This window comes from Sphingopyxis sp., from assembly GCF_965279755.1.
Lineage (GTDB): Bacteria > Pseudomonadota > Alphaproteobacteria > Sphingomonadales > Sphingomonadaceae > Sphingopyxis.
Genome location: NZ_OZ257261.1, coordinates 2105570 through 2126222, shown reverse-complemented (window position 1 = coordinate 2126222; position 20653 = coordinate 2105570). Strand labels below are relative to the sequence as shown.

Here is a 20653-nt window from a genome sequence, read left to right as displayed (position 1 = left end):
CGCGAAACTCCGCCCCGACGCCCATGATGTAAAATCATCTTGACTCAATGTTAGATATTTTTAACATAGTGTCATTAATACAGAACATGGAGATTCGCCCGATGACATTTCGTGAGAAAATCGACTGGCTAACGCTGGCAGTAATCGCTCTCGCCTTTGGCTGGTACGCGATGGTTTTCCCCTGGGGACTGACGGGAACCCCGGCACTTGCCGTACAGGGCGGCATGCTGATCGTCGTCGCCATCGCCATGACGCTGGTCTTGACCGTCGCGTCGGTCGCACTGGCGATCCATCGCCCACGCGATGCCAATGCCCCGGCGGACGAACGCGACCGGGACATCACCCGCCGCGCGGCCAGCCGCGCCTATTATGTGCTGATCGTCGGCGCGATCTGCTGTTTTGCACTCGGTTACTGGACGGGCGATCTGGCGACGGTCCTTAATGGCCTGCTCGCATCGATCGTCGTCGCCGAACTGGTGCGGCTGGCAAGCCAAGTCAGCGCCTATCGGACCGGCGCATGATCATGTGCGCCGTTCTGCAGGGCAGCCGACATGGCTAAGCCGCCTTTCACCAACGACATCCGCACGCTCCGCTTTCTGGCCGGCGAGATGACGCAGGGCGAGCTGGGCGACCGCGTCGGCGTGACGCGGCAGACGATCGCGGCGATCGAGCAGGGCAAATATTCGCCGTCGCTCGAGGTCGCATTCCGGATCGCCCGCATCTTCGACAAGCCGCTTGAGGCAGTCTTTCAATGGGATGGTGACTGAGCACCCGCCCGATCCCACGCGCGGCCGCGCCGGCCCGGTACAGGCTCCCCCGCCCCCCCCCGTTGCCCGTGCCGGGCCTTCCCTCTCGGAAGGCTGCGTTCAGGCGCCCGCGGCGGTCAGCGCGGCGAGTTGATCGCCGGTCAACGTCACCTCGACGCTGCCCATGATCTCGTCGAGCTGCGCGACGCTCGTCGCGCTTGCGATCGGGGCGGTGACGCCGGGCTGTGCCGCGACCCAGGCAAGCGAGATCTGCGACAGCGTCGCGCCGGTTTCACCCGCGATGCGGTCGAGCACGGCGAGAACCGCCGGGCCCTTGCCCTCGATATAGGGTCCGACACGCGCGCCGCGCCGGCTTTTACCGAGGTCGTCGGCGCCGCGATATTTGCCCGTCAGATAGCCCGAGGCGAGGCTGAAATAGGTTATGACGCCCAGCCCCTGATCGATGCAGAGTTGTTGCAGCGCCCCTTCATATTGCACGCGGTCGAGCAGGTTGAGTTCGGGCTGCATCACCGTGAACCGCGGCAGGCCCCTTCCATCCGCAACGCGCAGCGCCTCGGCAAGCCGGTCGGCCCTGTAGTTCGAGGCGCCGATCGACCGCACGATCCCGCCATCGACCAGCTCGGCAAAGGCGCCCAGCACCTCGTCCAGCGGGACGTCGGGATCGTCCTTGTGCGCAAAATACAGGTCGATGGCATCAACACCTAGCCGGTCGAGCGACCCCTGCACCGCATCGCGAATGCAATCGGGCTTGAGCCCGCCGGGCATCATGCCGACTTTGGTGGCGATCAATATCTTGTCGCGTGCGCCGCTCGCCTTCAGCCAGGCGCCCATTTCGGTTTCCGACTCGCCGCCCTTGTGACCCGGAACCCATGCGGAATAGACGTCGGCGGTGTCGATCATCCCGCCGCCGTGCTCGACGAAGCGATCGAGGATCGCAGAGCTCGCCGCGCGATCGGCGGTCATGCCGAAGACGTTGCCGCCAAGGACGAAGGGACGGGTCGTCAAGCCGCTGCGGCCAAGGCTGCGTTCGGTCATTGCGTTGCTCCCGCGTTCACCGCCGGTACCGCTTCGCGCGGATTGTCGCTGAACAATCCGTCGATGCCGGTCTTCAGATAGGCCTCGATCTCGGCGCCGAGATCTCCGTGCCCCGCCGGATCGAGCCCGGCCTTGTCGGCGAGCGGCAGAAAATAATTCTCGCGCCGAAAGGTCCAAGGATGGACCTTGAGCCCCGCCGCATGCGCGTCGCGGACGAGGGCGGTCGGATCGCCCAGAGTCCCGAGCGCGCTGCGCGGGATGATCATTTCCTTGAACGGCCCGATCCCGTCGGCATAGGCGGCGACCGCCTTCAATCCTTCGGGCGTCGCCATCGCGGCATAGGTCTGTTTCGGGTCATCGGCGGGTCCGCCCTCACCGTCCATGAGCTGGATTAGCGGCAGGTCGCTCTTCGCGCGAAGGGCCTTGAGGTTGGCAACCTCGAAGCTCTGGATGAACACCGGCGCCGTCCGGCCGCGATAGCCATATTTCTCGAGGATCGCGAGCAGCGGCGCCTCGTGCGGCAATCCGATCGCTATGAAATAGGTCGGATGCTTGGTTTCGGGATAAACGCCGACGGGATGGTCACGTCCCCTGTTGGCGCGGACCAGCAGGTCGAGAATTTCAGCGAAGGTCGGGATTTCATATTGCCCGTCGTGCGCGGTGCCGCGCAGCTGTGGGATGCGTTCTTTCGCACGCAGCGTCTTGAGCTCGGCGAGCGTGAAATCCTCGGTGAACCAGCCGGTCACGGCCTTGCCGTCGATCGTCTTCGTCGCCTTGCGGGCGGCAAATTCGGGATGGTCGGCGACGTCGGTGGTTTCCGAAATCTCGTTCTCGTGCCGCGCGACGAGAACGCCGTCTTTGGTCAACACCAGATCGGGTTCGATGAAGTCGGCGCCTTGCTCGATCGCGAGCTCATAGCTGGCCAGCGTATGTTCGGGCCGTTCGCCCGATGCACCGCGGTGCGCGATGACGATCGGCGGCTTGCCGTCGAGGGTGGGTTGCGCGGCCATCGGTTCAGCCCCGCAGCCGGCGAGCGCCAGCAGCATCAGTACGGCGCGCCAGACCTTCATACCGCAAAGCGTTTCTGCCAGTCATCGACCGAGAAGCCCAGGCTAAGCGCGCCGTCGGCGTCGACCAGCGGGCGGCGTATCATCGCGGGCTGGTCGAGCATCAGCGCCTTCGCCGATGTGGCATCAAGGCCTTCCTTCTGTGCATCGGGCAGCTTGCGGAAGGTCGTGCCGCTCTTGTTCAGGAGCTTTTCCCAGCCGAGCGTGTCGATCCAGCCCTGAAGCTGCGACGCGTCGAGGCCGTCCTTGCGATAGTCGTGAAAGCGGTGGGCAACGCCATGATCGTCAAGCCAACGGCGCGCCTTCTTCACCGTGTCGCAATTGGGAATACCATAAAGTGTCAGTGTCATGCGCCTCGCCTAGGGTCCGCCTGTTACAGATCGAAGGCGGCAAGCCTATGCGATGGACGATCGGTCGGCAATGCGCGCATTGGCGGTCGCAAGCTTGCCGCGCAGCGCGCGCGCAAAGCCTTCGTGCAGCGCCGCCGCGACGTCTGGGCGCGCCGCCAGCCAGGCGCGCAAGCCCGCGGCGGGAATGAACCACAGCCGCGAATTGCTCGTCAGCACGACGGTGCCGGTCGCATTGGTCCCGTCAAGCACGGTCGCCTCGCCGATCAGCGCCCCGTCGGCGAGCGCGCCGACATCCTGACCGTCGCGGTGGATCGCCGCGGTGCCCTCGGCAAGGTAGAACAGGCAGGGCGCGGCCTCATTCTCGCGGATCAGCATCTCGCCGCGTTTTGCCGAAATCCAGTGTCCCTGATCGATCAGGGCGCGCGCCGCGACCGCACCGAGCCCGTCGAAGTGGCGATCACGCAGGGCCTGTTCCTCGGCCGAAAAGCTGACCTTGGCACGGTTGAGCCACAGTCGCGCGATCAGCCCGAGATTGACGAGTAGGATGGCGAGGATGAGCAGGCTGTAGCCGGTCCCGCGCCATCCGAAGACTGCGACCGGCAGCGCGAGCAGGGCCGCGATCGCGAGGCCGATACGGACATGGTCGACGCGAGCGACCAGACTGGCCGCGAGAAGCACCAGAAGCGCGCCATAACCGAACCAGGCGGGGTCGAAACTGGCCATATAGAGCCCTTCCGCGTCGAGGCCCTCAAGAGGCCATCAGCATCTTAACGTTACCGAGCGTCGAATGCCTTGGCTGCCGCGACCCACGCAGCCTTGTTGCAATAATTTATCACTTTTCACTGATCGAGAAAAGCATAGGTGCGTAAAAGCCACCAAAATGCTAATTTTTGCACGCGTTATCCTTCGCTGCATTGCGTCGGGGACGCATTCGCGCCATGGCGGCGCACGATTCGGACCCCGAAATGCAGAAGACGATAGATATGACGCAACAATGGCAACCGCACAGCTGGCGCTCGCACGATGCGCGGCAGCTCCCCACCTATAAGGACGATGCCGCGCTCGCGGCCGCCGAAAAGGAGCTGTCGGGCTATCCGCCGCTGGTCTTTGCGGGCGAAGCGCGCGACCTGACGAACGAACTCGCCAAGGTGGCGGAGGGCAAGGCCTTCCTGCTGCAGGGCGGCGATTGCGCCGAGAGCTTTGCCGAGTTCCATCCGAACAATATCCGCGACACCTTCCGCGTCCTCCTTCAGATGGCGGTTGTGCTGACCTTCGCGTCGAAGATGCCCGTGGTGAAGCTCGGCCGCATGGCGGGCCAGTTCGCCAAGCCGCGCTCGGCCGACATGGAGGATGTCGATGGCGTGTCGCTGCCGAGCTATCGCGGCGACATCATCAACGACATCGCGTTCGAGGCCGAAGGCCGCGAACCCGACCCGCAGCGGATGGTCAAGGCGTATAACCAGTCGGCGGCGACGCTGAACCTGCTGCGCGCCTTTGCGAACGGCGGCTATGCAAACCTGCATCAGGTCAACGCTTGGACGCACGATTTCATGGACCGCAGCCCGTGGGCAAAGAAATATCAGGAGACCGCCGCGCGGATTTCCGAAGCGCTCGCCTTCATGGAAGCGTGCGGCGTGACGCCCGAGACCGTCCCGCAGATCAAGGGCACCAGTTTTTACACCAGCCACGAGGCGCTGCTGCTCCCCTATGAGCAGGCGCTGACGCGGCAGGACAGCTTGACCGGCGGCTGGTACGATACGTCGGGTCACATGCTGTGGGTCGGCGACCGCACCCGCTTCGAGGGCTCGGCGCACATCGAATACCTCCGCGGCATCGGCAATCCGGTCGGCATGAAGTGCGGCCCCAGCCTCGAACCCGACGCGCTGCTGCGCCTGCTCGACACGCTGAATCCGAACCATGTCGCGGGCCGCATGACGCTGATCACGCGCTACGGCCACGACAAGATCGAGGCGCATTTGCCCAAGCTGGTGCGCACGGTAAAGGAATCAGGCCATCCCGTCGTCTGGTCGTGCGACCCGATGCACGGCAATGTCATCAAGACGCCCAACGGCTACAAGACGCGCCCGTTCGAGCGCATCCTTGCCGAAGTGCGCGGCTTCTTCGCCGTGCACCGCGCCGAGGGCACGCATGGCGGCGGCATCCATATCGAGATGACCGGCCAGAATGTCACCGAATGCACCGGCGGCGCGATGGACGTCACCCAGATGGATCTGGCCGACCGCTACCACACGCATTGCGACCCGCGCCTTAACGCGGGGCAGAGCCTTGAACTCGCATTCCTGCTCGCCGAAATGCTCAATCAGGAAATGTCGGAGCGCGCCAAGCAGGCGGCGTGACAGCTAACATCGCCCCCGCCTGCGCGGGGGCGACACCCTTATTTTCCCGGCCAGCGCTTCGTATCGGCGAAGGCGCGTCCCAATGCGACATGCAGGTCAGCATCCTCGGCCGCGCCGCCGAGCGGCACCTTGTCCGAAAATTCATCGGCGGGGCCGTGATAATCGCTTTCGAGGAACTTTTCGAGCAGCGGCATGTCGGAGAAGCTGCCGCCGACCATCAGCGATGTGACGCCCTTCGCGCCGAGCGCCCAGCCGTCCTGACGCTGGACGAAGGCATCGGCCTCGCCATCCTCGTCAAGCTTGCGGCCGAGTTTCGTCGCCACGTCGCGCACCACCGCATCATAAGCGGGCTTGCCGCGCCCGATCGTCGCGACCGGCGTTCCGCGCGGCGAGATGGCGATCGTGTCGATGTTGAGCGCGACGGTGATGTCGGCAAGCGGCACGACGGGATTGGCGGCGAAATAATGGGCGCCGAGCAGGCCCTTTTCCTCCGCCGTCGTCGCCATGAAATAGATGTCGCGATCGGGACGCGTGCCGCTGGCGAGACGCTTCGCCACCTCGATCAGCACTGCGATACCGCTCGCATTGTCGACGGCGCCGTTGCAGATCCGGTCTTTCGGATCGTCGGGCGCGCAGATGCCGAGATGGTCCCAGTGGCCGAGGAACAGCACCGCCTTGCCGTCGGGCCTAGCGCCCGGCAGCTTGGCAATGATGTTGTTGCTTTCAAAGGGGCGGACGATCGAGGTCGTCTGGATATCGGCGGTGACCGATAGCGCGGTGCCCTTGTAATTGGCGGCCTCGGCCGCCTTGCGTAGCGCGGCGCCATCCTGTCCGGCTTTCCCGAAGAGCACATCGGCCGCTTCGGCCGACAGGAAGCCCGTGACCGGGGCGCCGGGCTTGGCCGAGGCAAGGCGCGTCGCCTTGCTGCCGGCCGAAGCGCGAAGCTGGGTCCAGGGTACGGCATCGGTCGCAATGACGAGCACACCAGCCGCACCGGCCTCGGCAAGCATCTGGCGTCGCTCGCGGTAGCGCGGCAGCTTCTCGCCGAACGGGGCATTGTCGAACAGCATCACGGCGAGCTTGCCGGTGACATCGGCGTTGACCTTGCCCTTGCCGTCCAGACCATAGCCGACAAAGACAACCGGCAGGTTCGCGAGCGACACCGACGGGTCGCGGCCGGTCAGCGTGATGCTGTCGTCACCGAGCGTGACATTCTGGCCGTTCACCCTGAACGTCGCGGTGCCGCCGGTTCCCGTCGTCTCGACAAGCGGTACACCCTGCAGCCAGGGCGTCGTGCTGCCCGGAACGGCTTCGAGCCCGGCCTTTGCCCATTCGCCGACGACATAGGCGATCGTGCGGTCCTCACCCTCGGTACCGGGGGCGCGACCCTCGAACGCATCGCTGGCGAGCGTCTTGATATGGCTTGCGAGATCGGTCTCCGTAATCGGAGCGTCGCCGGCGGCGGGCGCTGCGGAGACGGCGGGAGCGATGGTGGCAAGGGCGACGGCCGCGATCGCGGCATGAAATTTCAGGATTTTCATGGACGCGCCGCATGGCATGGCGGAAAGATGCAGGCAAGGCACGTTCGTCGAACGACGAACGGCGGCTTCAGCGCCCCGCGCGCGTCAGCAAGGCGCGTGCGGCCGCAACGTGCATATCCTCGATCATCCGCCCCTCATGCCGCTGCGCGCCGCCGGTGGCTGCGGCGACGAGCGCCTCGGCCTCGGCGATCTCGCGCGCTGACGGCGCGAAAGCGAGGTTGCACGGATCGACCTGCGAAGGATGTATCAGCGTCTTGCCGTCGAAACCGAGCCGCCGACCCTCGGCCGCTTCGGCCGCGAAGCCAGCAGCATCGTCGATCGCGTTGTAAACGCCATCGAAGCACCAGACACCGCCCGCCCGCGCCGCGAGGACGATCGCCTGGATCGCATGGCTCATTGCGCGGCGGTCCATGCCATCGGGCAGTTTCAGTTCGTGCGCGAGGTCGTTGAGCCCCGCGATCAGCCCATGCGTCGCGGGATCGGCGGCGATGTCGCGCGCAGCATAGATAGCGGCCGGCGTCTCGATCATCGCGAAGATCGACAGGCCGAGCCCGCGCAGCGGATCGAGATCGGAAGTCGCATCGACCTTCGGCAGCACCACCGCGTCGAGCGCCAACCCAGCGAGCGCCGCAATATCATCTGCTTGTTCGCCGGTGCCCGTCGCGTTCACGCGAACCGCGATGCGCTTTTCCGGATAGCCCGCGTTCACGGCGGCGCGCATCGCCGCGCGCGCCTCCGCCTTGCGATCGGCGGGAACGGCGTCCTCCAGATCGATGATCAGCATGTCGGCGGCGAGTCCCTGCGCTTTTTCGAGCGCGCGGGCGTTCGATCCGGGGACGTAGAGCAGCGAGCGCGGAGCAAAGTCGGTCATGCGCTTTTCTGTGGCGCAGGGCGCGCATTGCCGCAATAAGGAAGGCACTGAATTTGCGAGAGGGGATGATCGATGGAATTCGCGCTTGCGCTGGTGGTGTTGGCTCTGGTGTTCCTGGTCTGGGCCCTGACACCCGTCCGGCAGGGCTATGCCTATACGATCGAGCGTTTCGGCCGCTACACGCACACCGCGCAGCCGGGGCTCAACTTCATCATGCCGATCTTCGATCGTGTGGGCCGCAAGGTGAACATGATGGAGCAGGTGCTCGACATTCCGGGCCAGGAAATCATCACCAAGGACAATGCGATGGTCGCCGTCGACGGCGTCGTCTTCTTCCAGGTGCTCGATGCGGCCAAGGCTGCCTATGAAGTCAGCGATCTTTATCTGGCGATCATGAACCTGACGACGACGAACCTGCGCACCGTGATGGGTTCGATGGACCTCGACGAAACGCTGTCGAAGCGTGACGAGATCAACACTCGCCTGCTCCACGTCGTCGACGACGCCACCACGCCATGGGGTGTCAAGATCACGCGCGTCGAAATCAAGGACATCCGCCCGCCCGCCGACATTTCGAACGCGATGGCGCGGCAGATGAAAGCCGAGCGCGAGAAGCGCGCCAACATCCTTGAGGCCGAAGGCGCGCGTGCGTCGGAAATCCTGCGCGCCGAGGGCGAAAAACAGGGCCAGATCCTGCAGGCCGAGGGCCGCCGCGAAGCAGCGTTCCGCGACGCCGAGGCGCGCGAACGCGAAGCCGAGGCCGAAGCCAAGGCGACGCAGATGGTGTCGGACGCGATCGCGGGCGGCAATGCGCAGGCGATCAACTATTTCATCGCGCAGAAATATGTCGAGGCGGTGAGCCAGTTCGCGACCAGCCCGAACGCGAAGACGATCCTGTTCCCGGTCGAAGCCACGCAGCTGATCGGCACGCTTGGCGGCATCGGTGAACTCGCCAGGGACGCGCTCGAACGCAAGACGGGAGCCTGACATGCCCGACTTCCTTTCCGAAATGGACCCGCATTGGGTGTGGCTGTCGGTCGGCGTGCTGCTCGTCGCCGCCGAGATCGTCGCGCCCGGTTTCTTCCTGATCTGGATTGGCGCCGCAGCCATCGTGACCGGGGTGCTCGCGTGGGTATTGCCGCTGGGCATCCCGCTCCAGCTCGGCATTTTCGCAGTGCTCGCGATCGTCGCGCTTTACGGCGGTCGCCGCTGGCTGAAGGCGAACCCGATCACCACCACCGATCCCAATCTCAACCAGCGCGGCCACCGTCTGATCGGCGAAGTGCTGACCGTGACCCGCGCGATCGAGGACGGCCGCGGCCGAGCGAAGGTCGGCGATGGCGAATGGCCGGTACATGGCCCCGATGCCGCCGAAGGAACGAAGGTCCGCGTCGTCAGCGCCGACGGCGGCGTGCTGGTGGTGGAGGCCGCCTAACCGCCCTTCGGCCGCGAATAGACGCCCACGACATTCCCCAGCGCGTCGCTGTCGCCGATGTGCCGGAAGCCGAGCTTTTCCGACACACGTTCCGATGCAGCATTGCCATGGTCGATGATGCAGCGCACTTCCGTGGCATCGAGGTTGGCGTCGGCCCAGCCGAGCGCCGCGGTCATTGCCTCGGTCGCATAACCCGCCCCCCAATGGTCGGCGTCGAACGCCCAGCCGGCTTCGGGAAAATCCTCCAGCTCGGGGATGCCGCGGCAGAAATAGCTCAAGCCTCCCATGCCGATCAGCGCGTCGCTGGCCCGGTCGGCAAACACCCAGTAACCAAAGCCCATCACCGGCCACAATCCGGCCGAGCTCAGATATTTGGCCCAGCTGACGTCGGGCGCACGCGGTTCGCCGCCGATGTAGCGCGTCACGCGTTCATCGGCCCACATCGCGATATGGATATCCTTGTCGGCAAAGCGCGTCGGGCGTAGGCGCAGCCGGTCGGTCTCGATGGTGGGGGGCGATGTAAACATGACCCCGACATGCCGCAGCGGAGGCGCAGCGGTCAATTGGGGATCAGGAAATGGTCGAACAGGTCGTGCAGCACTGCGGTGCCGTCGACCTGTCGCTTCGCGCGCAGCACTGCGAGGCTATCGATCCGCGCGAGCGTGTCGACATGCTTCAGCACCGTCCGATAGCTCGCATGATCGTCGAAACCCCGGAACAGGAACAGGCAGTCGGACTTGCAGTGGATCAGCGCCTGCAACAGGCACGCGACGCGAAAGCGACCGTCGATCAGCACCGCGTCGGGGCTGGCCGAAAGCCGGCGCCAGACATCGACATGATAGCGCGGCCAGTCGCGTGCGTGCGCGTCGCCGGCCGGATAGCCATGATCGCCCGTCGGCCCGATGTCGGCGTGGAAGGGGGTGAAGTCGATCGCCGCCCGCGCAAGATTCGCGCCGACCTCGGCAAGCCAGACGGCATCGCTGTCGACGCTGACGATATTTTGAGCCTGCCGCGCCGCGACGAGGGTGCTGTTGCCGCAACCGAACTGAAGCAACGAAGCGCGGCCCGCGAGCTGCAGCTCGATCTGCATCGTTTCCGCCGCCGATAGAGATGACTGCATGACGTCCCCTTCCCCACCGGGAAAGGAATATGGGAGAGCGCCGCGCGCGTCCAGTCCGGTGCGCCCCGCAAGGACGGGTCAGGAGGGGAGAGAGAGAATTCCGTTCCCGATGCCCGCCCTTGCGGAACCTCTGGATCAGGCGGCAGCTACGGCCAGATCGGGCGCCGACGAATGCGCGGGCATGATCGCGTCGGCATAATCGCTTTCATATTTTCCGATCAGCGCGCGGTCGTCGTGGTTCCAGGGATGAAAACCCGGCATGAAATAGGAAAGCCAGGGAAGGAAGCTGCGGCGGAGGACACCCGGCGAACCGAGCAAATACCACCAGATGCGCGCCGTGACGCGCCAGCCGGTGAGGCCGTCCTGCCCGAGCAGCGCCTTAATCCCCTTGACGCGGCGCGGCCAGAAACGCGTCGTGACGAGCAGCATCATCAGCGACTTGGCGCGCCAGCGGCGGAAGCGGCTCCAGTCCTTCGTCGCATGGAGCCAGGTGTCGTAGGCGACGCCCTTGTGCTCGATTTCCTCGATCGCGTGCCATTTCCAGAGCGCCCCCCATTCGGGCTCGGCGCCCTCGTACATCCTGGGGTCTTTCAGCATCACCGCCGCCATCATCGCGGTATAATGTTCGAGCGCGATCGTCGCCATCAGGTTGACGATCGGCGGACGAGCCTTGATCAGCGCCATCACCTCGTCGACGTCAGCCTCGAGTTCGCCGAGATCATATCCGGCTTCGGCCGCCTTCTTGTTGAAGACGACATGTTCGCGGCTATGGATCACTTCCTGTTGCGTGAAGGCGCGGATTTCGCGCGCCAGCTTGTCGGGCACGCCCTCACGGTGCGCCTTCACCGCCTCGATGAACATCGCCTCGCCCTTCGGAAAGGTCACCGACAGCGCGGTATGAAAGGCGGAAGCGATCGGGTCGCCGTTGAGCCACCAGCGGCCCTGCGTGTCGTCGCGTCCGAAGCGGACGTCGCGCGGCGTTATCGTAAGGTCATTCGGCGTCGGGGAGAGCGAAAGACTGGACATATGATCCTCACCGTCGGAAAGGGGTTGCAAGGACGTGGGGACGTCCGGTGGGGTGAATGTTAAAGGTTACTTACAGTGGTGTCAATTGCAGTCAAAAAGCGGCTGAGTCCGGAAGAGAGCCGGGCCGCCGCGCTTGAGGCAGCCCGTCAGATCCTGATCGAAAGCGGCCCGCAGGCCGTGACACTGAAAGCCGTCGCGGCGCGGGTCGACCGCACGCACGCAAACCTGCTCCATCATTTCGGCAGCGCGGCGGGGCTGCAACAGGCGCTGATCCAGAAGATGGCCGCCTTCATCACTACGACGATCCGCGAGACGATTTTCCGCCAGCGTGCGAGCGACCAGAATCCGCGCGAAGTCGTCGACCTTGCCTTCGACGCCTTCGACACCGGAGGTGCCGGCGCGCTCGCGAGCTGGATGATCCTGTCGGGCAACGAGAATGCGCTCGATCCGATCCTGAAGGCGATCCGCGACCTGGTCGAAGAGCTGCGCGAGGACCATAGCGAAGCAGAGGCCCCGATCGAGGACGAGACGATGCAGCTGGTACTGATGGCGCTCGGCGACGCGTTGTTCGGCGGTCCGCTGTCGCGCGCGCTGGGCGTCCCGCGCAGCCGCGCGCGCGAGATTGCGCTGGAATCGATGCTGTCGCACGGGATCGGCAAGCGCGGCTGAGGCAAAGCTGGCCTTTTCGGCGCCTTCCCACTAAAGGCGCTCGATGCATTTCCTCGATCAAGCCAAGATTTTCATCAAATCCGGCGACGGCGGCCCCGGCGCCGTGTCGTTCCGTCGTGAAAAATATGTCGAATATGGCGGTCCCGACGGCGGTAACGGCGGCAAGGGCGGCGACATCATCTTCGAAGCCGTCGCCGGGCTCAACACGCTGATCGACTTTCGCTATACCCAGCATTTCAAGGCAAAGCGCGGCACCCCCGGCGCTGGCCGCGACCGCACCGGTGCGGGTGGTCCCGATCTGATCATCCATGTGCCCATCGGCACGCAGATCCTCGACGACGACGAGGATCGCACCCTGCTCGCCGACCTCACGAAGGAGGGCCAGCGCGTCCACTTCCTGCGCGGCGGCGACGGCGGGCGCGGCAATGCCAGCTACAAGACGTCGACCAACCGCGCCCCGCGCCAGCACGGTCCCGGCTGGCCGGGCGAGGAAGCATGGGTGTGGCTGCGCCTCAAGCTGCTCGCCGACGCGGGGCTTGTCGGCCTGCCCAACGCGGGCAAGTCGACCTTCATCAACGCCGTCAGCAACGCGCAGGCCAAGGTCGGCGCTTACGCCTTTACCACGCTCCGCCCGCAGCTCGGCGTCGTCAGCCACAAGGGTAATGAATTCGTCGTTGCCGACATTCCGGGCCTGATCGAGGGCGCCGCCGAAGGCGCCGGGGTCGGCGATCGTTTCCTGGGCCATATCGAACGCTGCCGCGTGCTGCTCCACCTCGTCGATGCGAACGACGAGGATGTCGCCACCAGCTATCGCATCGTCCGCGACGAGCTCGAGGCCTATGGCGGCGACCTGATCGACAAGCCGGTGATCGTCGCGCTCAACAAGGTCGACACGCTCGACGACGAATTGATCGCGGCGCTCTCGGCCGAGCTTGAAGCCGAAAGCGGCCATCCGGTGATGGCGCTGTCGGGCGCGAGCGGCGCGGGAATCGAAGCGGTACTCGACAAGCTTCTCGAGGCGATCGGCTATCCCGAGCCCGGCGAGGACGAGAGCGAGGAATCGAGCGACTGGTCGCCGCTTTAGGAACGAAGATGGCCGCGACGAATTTCACACGGAACACAAGGAGTTCCGCATGACCCGCCGCAGCAGATCTTTAGCCTTTCTCTTCAGCACAATGCCGCTGGCATTTTTCGCGAGCGCGCCGGCGCACGCCTCTCAGGATGACGACGCCCCCGCGAAGCGCACCCGGATCATCCTTGGGCCGCAATTGTCCCCGTCATGGCCGGGATCGGAAGATTTGTCGGTCGGGCCGTATGTAGATCTCTCGCGTTCGCCCGAGGGGGTTCCGTTCGAGTTCGAAGCCCCCGACGAGAGTTTCGGTTCGCCGCTTGTCCATTCGGGTAAATTCGCGTTCGGGCCCGCCTTCGGCTTCATTGGCAAGCGAACCGCCGCCGACGTAGGAGCCGATCTGCCCAAGGTTGGTCTTTCGATCGAAGCGGGCGGTTTCGCGCAAGTCTCGCTGACCCCCTCCTTTCGCGTCCGCATCGAAGGGCGCAAGGGTCTGAGTGGCCACAAGGGCTGGGTCGGCGAAGCCAGCGCCGACTATATCACGCGCGATGGCGACGACTGGCTGTTCTCGATCGGCCCGCGCGTGACCTTCGGCGACGATCGCTATCACCGTGCCTATTTCGGTGTGACGCCTGCTGCCGCCGCGACATCGGGTCTTGCGGCCTATGATCCGAAGGGCGGCGTCCAGTCGGTCGGGGTCACCGCAGGCTATCTGCGCCAGTTGAGCAAGCGCTGGGGCGTCGCACTCTATGGCCGCTATGACCGCCTCGTCGGCGACGCGGCCGATTCGCCCGTCACGCGCGAACTCGGGACGCGCAGCCAGCCTTCGGTCGGCGTCGCGCTCAGCTACACCTTCGGCGGCGGCACGAAACAATAGCGTTGGCTCGCCGCGCGCGCTAAGCGGCGCGCATCATGAGCCTGTTTCCGCCCGCCTCCTGTTCACGCCTGATCGTCAAGATCGGGTCGGCGCTGCTCGTCGATACCGACGGCGCCGTCCGGCGCGACTGGCTGACGGGCATTGCCGCCGACATCGCCGAACGCACCCGCTCCGGCCAGCAGGTCGCGGTCGTCTCGTCGGGCGCGATCGCGCTCGGTGCGCGGCGGCTGGGGCTCGCAAAAGGCGGACGCGCGAGCCTTGAGGACGCGCAAGCGGCGGCTGCCACTGGTCAGATCGCACTGAGCCAGGTCTGGGCCGAGGTGCTGGGCGCCGAGGAGCTGACCGCGGCCCAGATACTGGTGACGCTCGACGATCTCGAGCATCGACGCCGCTATCTCAATGCCGCCGCGACGCTCGACCGCCTGCTCGGGCTTGGCGTCGTGCCGGTGATCAACGAGAATGACAGCGTCGCGACCGAGGAAATCCGCTTCGGCGACAACGACCGGCTGGCGGCGCGCGTCGCGCAGGCGGCGGGCGCGGGCGGCGTGATCCTGCTGTCCGACATCGACGGCCTTTACGACAAGAATCCTGCTCAGCCCGGTGCAAACCACATAGCGCGCGTCGAGCGGATTGACGCGGCGATCGAGGCGATGGCCGATACCGGATCGGCGTCGGGCATGGGATCGGGCGGGATGGTGTCGAAGATTTCGGCGGCGCGCATCGCAAATGCCGCGGGCGCGCACCTCGCGATCGCCTCGGGCCGGATCGACCGGCCGCTCTCGACCGCAGCGCGCCATACGTTATTCGTAGCCGAAAAGGGCGCGAGCGCTCGCAAGGCATGGCTCGCGGGCGGGCTGACGGCGAAAGGTCGGCTGACGATCGACGCGGGCGCGGCGAAGGCGCTGCGCGGCGGCGCGAGCCTGCTGGCGGCGGGCGTGACCGCCGCGACCGGCAGCTTCGTGCGCGGCGACATTCTCGACATCGCAGACCCCGACGGGCGTGTCATCGCGCGCGGCCTCTCCGAATATCCAGCCGCCGACGCCACCGCGATCCTTGGCCTCGGCCGCGACGCGCAGGAAGCCGCGCTTGGCTATGCGCCGCGCACCGCGATCGTCCACCGCGACCATATGGTGCTGCTGTGAGCGGCCGCGTGCTCGCGATGACCGGGGCGACCGGCTTCGTAGGGCGCGCAACCATGGCGCAGGCGATCGCGGCGGGCTGGCACGTCCGCGCGCTCACCCGCCGCCCGCAGGATGCCCGCGAGGGCGTAACGTGGATCGCGGGGGCGCTCGACGACAAGGACAGCCTCGCCCGGATGGCGGCGGGCAGCGATGTCGTAATGCACATCGCCGGCGTCGTGAACGTCCCGACCCGCGCCGATTTCGAGGCGGGCAACGCAACCGCTACCGCCAATGTGCTCGAGGCAGCGCAGGGCGCTGGCGTCAGCCGCTTCGTCCATGTCTCCTCGCTCGCCGCGCGCGAGCCCGACCTTTCCAACTATGGCTGGTCGAAGGCGCGCGCCGAGGCGGTTGTGGAGGCAAGCAGCCTCGACTGGACGATCGTGCGTCCGCCCGCCGTATTCGGTCCGGGCGATACCGAAATGCTCGACCTGTTCCGCATGGCGCAACGCGGCGTGGCGCTGGTACCGCCGGGCCGGATGTCGGCGATCTATGTGAGCGAACTCGCACGCCTGCTCGTCACCGTCGCGGCAGACCATAGCGTCAGCATCGGGCAGATTTACGAACCCGACGACGGCACACCGGCCGGCTGGTCGTATCGAAGCTTCGCGCAAGCGATCGGACGCGCGGTCGAACGCGCGCGCGTTTCGGCTATCCCGATCCCGCCGATCATTCTCAAGACCGCGGGGCAGCTCGACAAGCTCGTCCGCCGCGACAATGCCAAGCTGACCCCGGACCGCGCGCGCTATATCGCGCATCCCGACTGGGTCGCGACCGAAGGCGCCGGCCCGCCTGTCGAGCTTTGGAAACCCGAGCTGGAAACCGGCAAGGCCCTGGCAGAAACCGTGAGCTGGTACCGGCGCGAAGGCTGGCTCTGACGTCGCTGGTACGGCGCCATTGCCCGCCCGTCGAAGCGTGCATTGCCAAGGCCGAAGCGCATCCCTAGGTTCGCGCGCATGACCGACACCACCGCGACCTCTCCCAATGATCCCGCCGGCCCCTGGGCCATTCCCGTCCGCCGGCCGCTGCCCGGCGACGACAAGCCCGGCGGACGTACCAGCTTCCCGCGCAAGGTCTGGAACCTGCTCGTCGCGATCAAGGATGCGCTCGCGCTGATTTTTCTGCTGCTGTTCTTTGCCATACTCTTCGGCGTGCTCGCGGGCCGGCCCAATGCCGCGCTGCCAGTGAGCCAGGGCGCGCTCGTCATCGATTTCGACGGCATCGTCACCGAACAGCCGTCCGACGTCGATCCGCTTGCGGCGCTGTCGGGCAGCAACCAGCTCAAGGAAATTCGCACCCGCGATGTCGTCCAGGCGCTGGAAACCGCCGCGACCGACAAGCGCGTCACCTCGGTCGTCCTCGACTTCGACCGCTTCCTCGGCGGCGGGCAGGTCTCGCTGGCCGAGATCGGCGCCGCGGTGGACAAGGTGCGCGCCGCGAAAAAGCCCGTGCTTGCCTTTGCGACCGCCTACACCGCCGACAGCTATCAGGTTGCATCGCACGCCAGCGAAATCTGGTCGGACGAGATCGGCGGCGTCGCGATCGCCGGGCCGGGCGGATCGCGCCTCTATTACAAGGGGCTGATGGACAAGCTCGGCATCACCGCGCACATCTATCGCGTCGGAACCTTCAAGAGCGCGGTCGAGCCCTATCTGCGCAGCGACCAGTCGCCCGAGGCGAAGGAGGCCGATATGGCCTATGCCGGCGCGCTGTGGGAAAACTGGCTGACCGAAGTCAAGAAGGCGCGGCCCAAGGCAAAGATCGACGCGTTCGTCGCCGATACTGCCGGCGCGGTGAAGGCGGCGGGCAACGACCTGTCGAAGGCCGGCGTCGATGCCGGGCTGATCGACAAGGTCGGCAGCCGCATGGCGTTCAGCGCGCGCGTCGCCGAGATCAGCGGCGCCGACGACAGCAGCCGTCCGTGGGAATATAATGCGATCCCCCTCGAAAACTGGGTCGCGGCGAACCCGCCGTCGCAGAGCGGATCGGCGATCGCGGTGGTCCCGGTGGTCGGCGAGATCGTCGACGGCGACGCCGCGAACGGCACCGCCGGCGGCGACACGATTGCCGAGCATATCCTCGATGCCGTCGCCGATAGCGGCACCAAGGCGATCGTCCTTCGCGTCGACTCGCCGGGCGGCTCGGTGCTCGCGTCCGAGCAGATCCGGCAGGCGCTGCTTCAGGCCAAGGCGAAGAAGCTTCCCGTCGTCGTGTCGATGGCGAATGTCGCGGCCTCGGGCGGCTACTGGATTTCGACCCCCGCCGACCGCATCTTCGCCGAGCCCGAAACGATCACCGGATCGATCGGCGTGTTCGGTATCCTGCCCAGCTTCGATCAGGCGCTCGCCAAGATCGGGATCAACGCCGACGGGATCGCGACGACCCCGCTATCGGGCCAGCCCGACGTGTTCGGCGGCGTGAACGACGAGTTCAACGCCATGGCGCAGGCGAGCGTCGAGGATATCTATGCGCGCTTCACCGGCCTTGTCGCGAAGAGCCGCAAGCAGCCGGTCGAGAAGATTCGCGAGATCGCCGAGGGCCGCGTCTGGGCGGGCGGCACCGCGCGCCAGATCGGCCTTGTCGACCAGTTCGGCGGACTGCCCGATGCGCTCGCCTCAGCGGCGAAGATGGCGAAGATCGATGGCGCTTACTACGCCAGATATTATGAGGATGAGCCGAGCGAATTTTCGAAGATGATCGCCGCCTGGACCGGCGCCGAGCAACAGGAGAATGCGTCGCTGCCACGCGGCTGGTTCGGAATCGCCGCGATGAACCGCCAGCTCGCCGAACGACGCCTTGTGCAGGATATGTCGCTGCTCACCCGGGCAGGATCGGTGCAGGCATCGTGCCTCGATTGCCGCGCCTTCGTGCCTGCGGTGCCGCGGGTGAGCGATGCCGAGGCGAAGGGCTTTCTGGGAACGCTTGCGCTGTTGCTGAAGTAATTCTCGCCTCCTCCCGCCTGCGGGAGCGGGCGAGGTCAGGCCGCGACCGCAACCCCGTTCGCATGCTGGGCGACGGCGTCCGCCAACGTATCGACGAGCGCGAGCGGCAGGTCATGCCCCATGCCCGGGATTGTCAACAGCCGCGCGCCGGGAATAGTCTCCGCCGTGTCACGGCCGCCGGCGATCGGCACCAGCGGGTCGGCCTCGCCATGGATCACCAGCGTCGGCGCCTTGATGGTCTTCAGCATCGCACGGCGGTCGCCGTCGGCGACAATCGCGGCCATCTGACGCGCGACGCCCTGCGGATACCAGCCGCGCTCGAAGTCATTCCGCACGCGGCGCTGCAGCCGGTCCTCGGCCGCCGGATAACCGGGGCTGCCGATCACGCGCGCGGCGTTGACCGAATAAGCGATCAGCGCTTCCGGATCGCCGTTCATCGGGCGATTGGCGAGGACGCGCATCGCCTCCTTCTGCGCGCGCGGCAGGCGCGGATTGCCCGTGGTCGACATGACCGAGGTCAGCGAGAGTACACGCGCCGGATAACGCGCGGCGATATGCTGCGCGATCATCCCGCCCATCGACGCCCCGACGACATGCGCGCGCTCGATGCCGAGATGGTCGAGCAGCGCCATCCCATCGGCTGCCATGTCGGCGAGCGTGTAAGCACTCCGCACCGGCAGCTTCAGCGCTGCCTTCACGAACATCCATTTGAGGTTCGGAACCCCCGCCGAATCGAAGCGCGTCGACAGGCCGACGTCGCGATTGTCGTAGCGAATGACGCGAAAGCCGTGGGCGACGAGCGCATCGACGAACTCGTCGGGCCAGAGCGTCAACTGCCCGCCCAATCCCATCACGAGCAGGATCGCGGGCGCATCCTTCGGCCCCTTGTCCTCAAAGGTGATGCTGATGCCGTTCGCCGTCGTCTGTTCGGTCGTCATGCCACGCTGGCCCCTTGCTGTTAGCAGGCCAACATGCCGGATGACGCGGCGCGGTCAAGCCGGGACGGGACGATAATGCGCGGCGTTCGACTGGAATTCGGCGCGGCCATAGCTTTCGAGCTGACGGTTGATCCGGCGAACGAGGCGCCGGTCGGCCAGATGGCGCAGCCCCGGCACGCGCGACGCGACGCGGTACGCCACCATGCGCCCGGCGAGCGCGAGCATCGTCGCGCCGTAAATAATGTTGTCGCGGCGGCCGACGGGAACGCCGATGCTTTCAGCCGCTTCCTCATTGCCGTTGAGGAAGGCCTTGACGAAGAAGACCCGGCTGACCGAGCGTTCGAGCCGGCGCTTGACGCGGCCGGCGGGCGAGCTGTCGTTCGACAGCTCGGCCTCCATCGTCGCACGCAGGAGCCCGCCGCAGACCGGATCGTCATATTCATAACGGAGCGTCGCACTGCGCGTGCGCCAGATGCGGACGATCTCTTCGGGCGTATCGGCGAGCAAGTCCTCGGGCAGCCCGAGCAGGAAGCAGCGATAGCGCGCGAGTTCGACGCGCCCGCGCTCGATCCGGTTGAAGCTCTTGCGGCCGCTCTTCAGCACATCCTGCGACAGGAAATAGATCGGGATCAGCCCCGCAGGCATCTGGTCGAGCTGCGGAATCGGCACGCCATAGGTTTCGGCATCCCACATGCCGGGACGCGAGAGCACATTGACGCGCACCATCGAATGCATCAGCCGCACCATCGCCGCCGCCTTGAACCCTGGCCCGAAGCGATCGAGCGCGCCGGGCAGTGCGGTGGTGGCAAAGAAGGTCGCGGTCTCCTTCACGCGCCGCGCGGCGGTCGCGTGGCTGAGCGTGCCGGTCAGCGCCATCGGCAGCGCCGAATATTTGTTGAGGAAGGTCGCGATGAAGGCGCCGCGGATCAGAAAGGGCGAGAGATTGGCGGTTGCGTTGCGCTCATAGGCCGCGCCCTCCTCGACCATCGCCATATCGACCCAGTCGGGACGCTGTTCCATCTCGCGGATCAGCGCCACCAGCTCGGGCGGCGCGTCCTCGACGGCCTCCAGCCCTTTATCGCACGCCTCGGTCAGCATCGCGACTGTCCGCTGAAAGCCCAGCTTCGGCATCAGCGCCGCATAGGCATCCCCGGTCCGGTCGCCGAGCATAGTATATTCGCGGATGCGCGCGAGAAGGTCCGCATCGTCCAGATAGGCGCTGCGGTCTATCCCGCGCACGCTGCTGAGCTCGCTCGTCGCCTCCTGCTCGGGCGCCCAGCGCTCGGGCGGGCGATCGAAATCGAAACGGCCAAAGAGGTCGGGCAGAGCGACGGCCTGGTCGCGGACCTGGCGGGCGATGGTGTCAAGCGCAGCGGTCATGACACATAGAGTGCCATATTACTTACCATCT

At 66.0% G+C, this 20653-nt stretch carries 22 protein-coding genes; 11 read left to right on the top strand and 11 right to left on the bottom strand.

The genetic code is table 11. The features are described 5' to 3' along the window. Nucleotides 1-101 precede the first annotated feature (101 nt). Both ACQY80_RS10480 and ACQY80_RS10475 read left to right on the top strand, forming a co-directional pair. A complete protein-coding gene (locus ACQY80_RS10480) occupies nt 102-521 on the top strand; it encodes a hypothetical protein (protein WP_428679036.1) in 420 nt (139 codons plus the stop codon). 30 nt (nt 522-551) lie between these two features. Further along, complete coding sequence (locus ACQY80_RS10475; protein WP_428679033.1) at nt 552-767, top strand: helix-turn-helix transcriptional regulator; 216 nt, start codon at nt 552-554, stop codon at nt 765-767. Nucleotides 768-866: 99 nt separating this feature from the next. On the opposite strand, the gene ACQY80_RS10470 is transcribed toward ACQY80_RS10475, so the two are convergent. From ACQY80_RS10470 to ACQY80_RS10455, 4 genes are read right to left on the bottom strand one after another with little or no spacing between them, the layout of a single operon-like run. Next, nucleotides 867-1802: an aldo/keto reductase gene (locus ACQY80_RS10470; RefSeq protein ID WP_428679030.1), complete on the bottom strand. Its 936-nt coding sequence runs from the start codon at nt 1800-1802 to the stop codon at nt 867-869. Further along, entirely contained in the window at nt 1799-2872 is a 1074-nt protein-coding gene (locus tag ACQY80_RS10465; protein WP_428679028.1) for a glycerophosphodiester phosphodiesterase, read from the bottom strand. The genes ACQY80_RS10470 and ACQY80_RS10465 overlap by 4 nt, the downstream gene beginning before the upstream one ends. Then, nucleotides 2869-3219: an ArsC family reductase gene (locus tag ACQY80_RS10460; protein WP_428679025.1), complete on the bottom strand. Its 351-nt coding sequence runs from the start codon at nt 3217-3219 to the stop codon at nt 2869-2871. Before ACQY80_RS10460 ends, ACQY80_RS10465 begins: the two co-directional genes overlap by 4 nt. 45 nt (nt 3220-3264) lie before the next feature. Further along, nucleotides 3265-3942 (bottom strand): cyclic nucleotide-binding domain-containing protein, encoded by a 678-nt coding sequence (locus ACQY80_RS10455; RefSeq protein ID WP_428679022.1) that lies wholly within the window; start codon nt 3940-3942, stop codon nt 3265-3267. 260 nt (nt 3943-4202) lie between these two features. On the opposite strand from ACQY80_RS10455, the gene ACQY80_RS10450 reads away from it, so the two are divergent. Beyond that, on the top strand, nt 4203-5576 hold the full coding sequence (locus ACQY80_RS10450) for a class II 3-deoxy-7-phosphoheptulonate synthase (RefSeq protein WP_428679019.1): 1374 nt from the start codon (nt 4203-4205) through the stop codon (nt 5574-5576). A gap of 38 nt (nt 5577-5614) precedes the next feature. Here ACQY80_RS10450 and ACQY80_RS10445 read toward each other — a convergent pair whose 3' ends face one another. Together ACQY80_RS10445 and ACQY80_RS10440 are read right to left on the bottom strand one after the other, a co-directional pair. Next, a complete protein-coding gene (locus ACQY80_RS10445; RefSeq protein ID WP_428679016.1) occupies nt 5615-7117 on the bottom strand; it encodes a M28 family peptidase in 1503 nt (500 codons plus the stop codon). 67 nt (nt 7118-7184) lie between these two features. Further along, nucleotides 7185-7988 (bottom strand): HpcH/HpaI aldolase/citrate lyase family protein, encoded by an 804-nt coding sequence (locus ACQY80_RS10440; protein ID WP_428679013.1) that lies wholly within the window; start codon nt 7986-7988, stop codon nt 7185-7187. Between the two features lie 72 nt (nt 7989-8060). Here ACQY80_RS10440 and ACQY80_RS10435 point away from each other — a divergent pair, with 72 nt between their 5' ends. After that, complete coding sequence (locus tag ACQY80_RS10435) at nt 8061-8975, top strand: SPFH domain-containing protein (RefSeq protein WP_428679010.1); 915 nt, start codon at nt 8061-8063, stop codon at nt 8973-8975. Nucleotide 8976: 1 nt separating this feature from the next. Further along, entirely contained in the window at nt 8977-9423 is a 447-nt protein-coding gene (locus ACQY80_RS10430; protein WP_428679007.1) for an NfeD family protein, read from the top strand. Here ACQY80_RS10430 and ACQY80_RS10425 read toward each other — a convergent pair. From ACQY80_RS10425 to ACQY80_RS10415, 3 genes are all read right to left on the bottom strand, one after another. Beyond that, the gene (locus tag ACQY80_RS10425; protein ID WP_428679005.1) at nt 9420-9950 is read right to left on the bottom strand and encodes a GNAT family N-acetyltransferase; all 531 of its coding nucleotides are present in this window, start codon (nt 9948-9950) and stop codon (nt 9420-9422) included. The genes ACQY80_RS10430 and ACQY80_RS10425 overlap by 4 nt on opposite strands. A 32-nt stretch (nt 9951-9982) precedes the next feature. Beyond that, nucleotides 9983-10543, bottom strand: a complete 561-nt coding sequence (locus tag ACQY80_RS10420) for a hypothetical protein (RefSeq protein ID WP_428679002.1) — start codon at nt 10541-10543, stop codon at nt 9983-9985. Nucleotides 10544-10678: 135 nt separating this feature from the next. Continuing rightward, nucleotides 10679-11569, bottom strand: coding sequence for a metal-dependent hydrolase (locus ACQY80_RS10415; protein WP_428678999.1), 891 nt, complete (start codon nt 11567-11569; stop codon nt 10679-10681). An 84-nt stretch (nt 11570-11653) separates the two neighbouring features. Between ACQY80_RS10415 and ACQY80_RS10410 the strand changes: the two genes are divergently transcribed. The 6 genes from ACQY80_RS10410 to sppA all read left to right on the top strand — a co-directional run bounded on the left by ACQY80_RS10410 (nt 11654) and on the right by sppA (nt 18304). After that, complete coding sequence (locus tag ACQY80_RS10410; protein ID WP_428685824.1) at nt 11654-12238, top strand: TetR/AcrR family transcriptional regulator; 585 nt, start codon at nt 11654-11656, stop codon at nt 12236-12238. A gap of 43 nt (nt 12239-12281) precedes the next feature. Then, nucleotides 12282-13322, top strand: a complete 1041-nt coding sequence (obgE, locus tag ACQY80_RS10405) for a GTPase ObgE (RefSeq protein WP_428678997.1) — start codon at nt 12282-12284, stop codon at nt 13320-13322. A 49-nt stretch (nt 13323-13371) separates the two neighbouring features. Further along, nucleotides 13372-14184 carry a MipA/OmpV family protein gene (locus ACQY80_RS10400; RefSeq protein WP_428678995.1) on the top strand — a complete coding sequence of 271 codons (813 nt, stop codon included), beginning with the start codon at nt 13372-13374 and terminating at the stop codon, nt 14182-14184. A 35-nt stretch (nt 14185-14219) separates the two neighbouring features. Continuing rightward, on the top strand, nt 14220-15326 hold the full coding sequence (proB, locus tag ACQY80_RS10395; RefSeq protein ID WP_428678992.1) for a glutamate 5-kinase: 1107 nt from the start codon (nt 14220-14222) through the stop codon (nt 15324-15326). A 17-nt stretch (nt 15327-15343) separates the two neighbouring features. Further along, nucleotides 15344-16240 (top strand): NAD-dependent epimerase/dehydratase family protein, encoded by an 897-nt coding sequence (locus ACQY80_RS10390; RefSeq protein ID WP_428685822.1) that lies wholly within the window; start codon nt 15344-15346, stop codon nt 16238-16240. A 78-nt stretch (nt 16241-16318) separates the two neighbouring features. Beyond that, entirely contained in the window at nt 16319-18304 is a 1986-nt protein-coding gene (sppA, locus tag ACQY80_RS10385) for a signal peptide peptidase SppA (RefSeq protein ID WP_428678989.1), read from the top strand. 35 nt (nt 18305-18339) lie between these two features. On the opposite strand, the gene ACQY80_RS10380 is transcribed toward sppA, so the two are convergent. Both ACQY80_RS10380 and ACQY80_RS10375 read right to left on the bottom strand, forming a co-directional pair. Further along, nucleotides 18340-19242 carry an alpha/beta fold hydrolase gene (locus ACQY80_RS10380; RefSeq protein ID WP_428678987.1) on the bottom strand — a complete coding sequence of 301 codons (903 nt, stop codon included), beginning with the start codon at nt 19240-19242 and terminating at the stop codon, nt 18340-18342. 54 nt (nt 19243-19296) lie between these two features. Further along, nucleotides 19297-20622 (bottom strand): oxygenase MpaB family protein, encoded by a 1326-nt coding sequence (locus ACQY80_RS10375; RefSeq protein ID WP_428678984.1) that lies wholly within the window; start codon nt 20620-20622, stop codon nt 19297-19299. Between the last annotated feature and the right edge of the window lie 31 nt (nt 20623-20653).

Coding starts and splice junctions, on each gene's coding strand:
- ACQY80_RS10465 (WP_428679028.1), bottom strand. CDS start 2,872: ATGAAGGTCTGGCGCGCCGTACTGATGCTGCTGGCGCTCGCCGGCTGC.
- ACQY80_RS10455 (WP_428679022.1), bottom strand. CDS start 3,942: ATGGCCAGTTTCGACCCCGCCTGGTTCGGTTATGGCGCGCTTCTGGTG.
- ACQY80_RS10375 (WP_428678984.1), bottom strand. CDS start 20,622: ATGACCGCTGCGCTTGACACCATCGCCCGCCAGGTCCGCGACCAGGCC.
- ACQY80_RS10380 (WP_428678987.1), bottom strand. CDS start 19,242: ATGACGACCGAACAGACGACGGCGAACGGCATCAGCATCACCTTTGAG.
- ACQY80_RS10480 (WP_428679036.1), top strand. CDS start 102: ATGACATTTCGTGAGAAAATCGACTGGCTAACGCTGGCAGTAATCGCT.
- ACQY80_RS10450 (WP_428679019.1), top strand. CDS start 4,203: ATGACGCAACAATGGCAACCGCACAGCTGGCGCTCGCACGATGCGCGG.
- ACQY80_RS10430 (WP_428679007.1), top strand. CDS start 8,977: ATGCCCGACTTCCTTTCCGAAATGGACCCGCATTGGGTGTGGCTGTCG.
- proB (WP_428678992.1), top strand. CDS start 14,220: ATGAGCCTGTTTCCGCCCGCCTCCTGTTCACGCCTGATCGTCAAGATC.
- ACQY80_RS10440 (WP_428679013.1), bottom strand. CDS start 7,988: ATGACCGACTTTGCTCCGCGCTCGCTGCTCTACGTCCCCGGATCGAAC.
- ACQY80_RS10470 (WP_428679030.1), bottom strand. CDS start 1,802: ATGACCGAACGCAGCCTTGGCCGCAGCGGCTTGACGACCCGTCCCTTC.
- ACQY80_RS10390 (WP_428685822.1), top strand. CDS start 15,344: ATGACCGGGGCGACCGGCTTCGTAGGGCGCGCAACCATGGCGCAGGCG.
- ACQY80_RS10460 (WP_428679025.1), bottom strand. CDS start 3,219: ATGACACTGACACTTTATGGTATTCCCAATTGCGACACGGTGAAGAAG.
- ACQY80_RS10435 (WP_428679010.1), top strand. CDS start 8,061: ATGGAATTCGCGCTTGCGCTGGTGGTGTTGGCTCTGGTGTTCCTGGTC.
- ACQY80_RS10415 (WP_428678999.1), bottom strand. CDS start 11,569: ATGTCCAGTCTTTCGCTCTCCCCGACGCCGAATGACCTTACGATAACG.
- ACQY80_RS10475 (WP_428679033.1), top strand. CDS start 552: ATGGCTAAGCCGCCTTTCACCAACGACATCCGCACGCTCCGCTTTCTG.
- ACQY80_RS10445 (WP_428679016.1), bottom strand. CDS start 7,117: ATGAAAATCCTGAAATTTCATGCCGCGATCGCGGCCGTCGCCCTTGCC.
- ACQY80_RS10400 (WP_428678995.1), top strand. CDS start 13,372: ATGACCCGCCGCAGCAGATCTTTAGCCTTTCTCTTCAGCACAATGCCG.
- sppA (WP_428678989.1), top strand. CDS start 16,319: ATGACCGACACCACCGCGACCTCTCCCAATGATCCCGCCGGCCCCTGG.
- obgE (WP_428678997.1), top strand. CDS start 12,282: ATGCATTTCCTCGATCAAGCCAAGATTTTCATCAAATCCGGCGACGGC.
- ACQY80_RS10420 (WP_428679002.1), bottom strand. CDS start 10,543: ATGCAGTCATCTCTATCGGCGGCGGAAACGATGCAGATCGAGCTGCAG.
- ACQY80_RS10425 (WP_428679005.1), bottom strand. CDS start 9,950: ATGTTTACATCGCCCCCCACCATCGAGACCGACCGGCTGCGCCTACGC.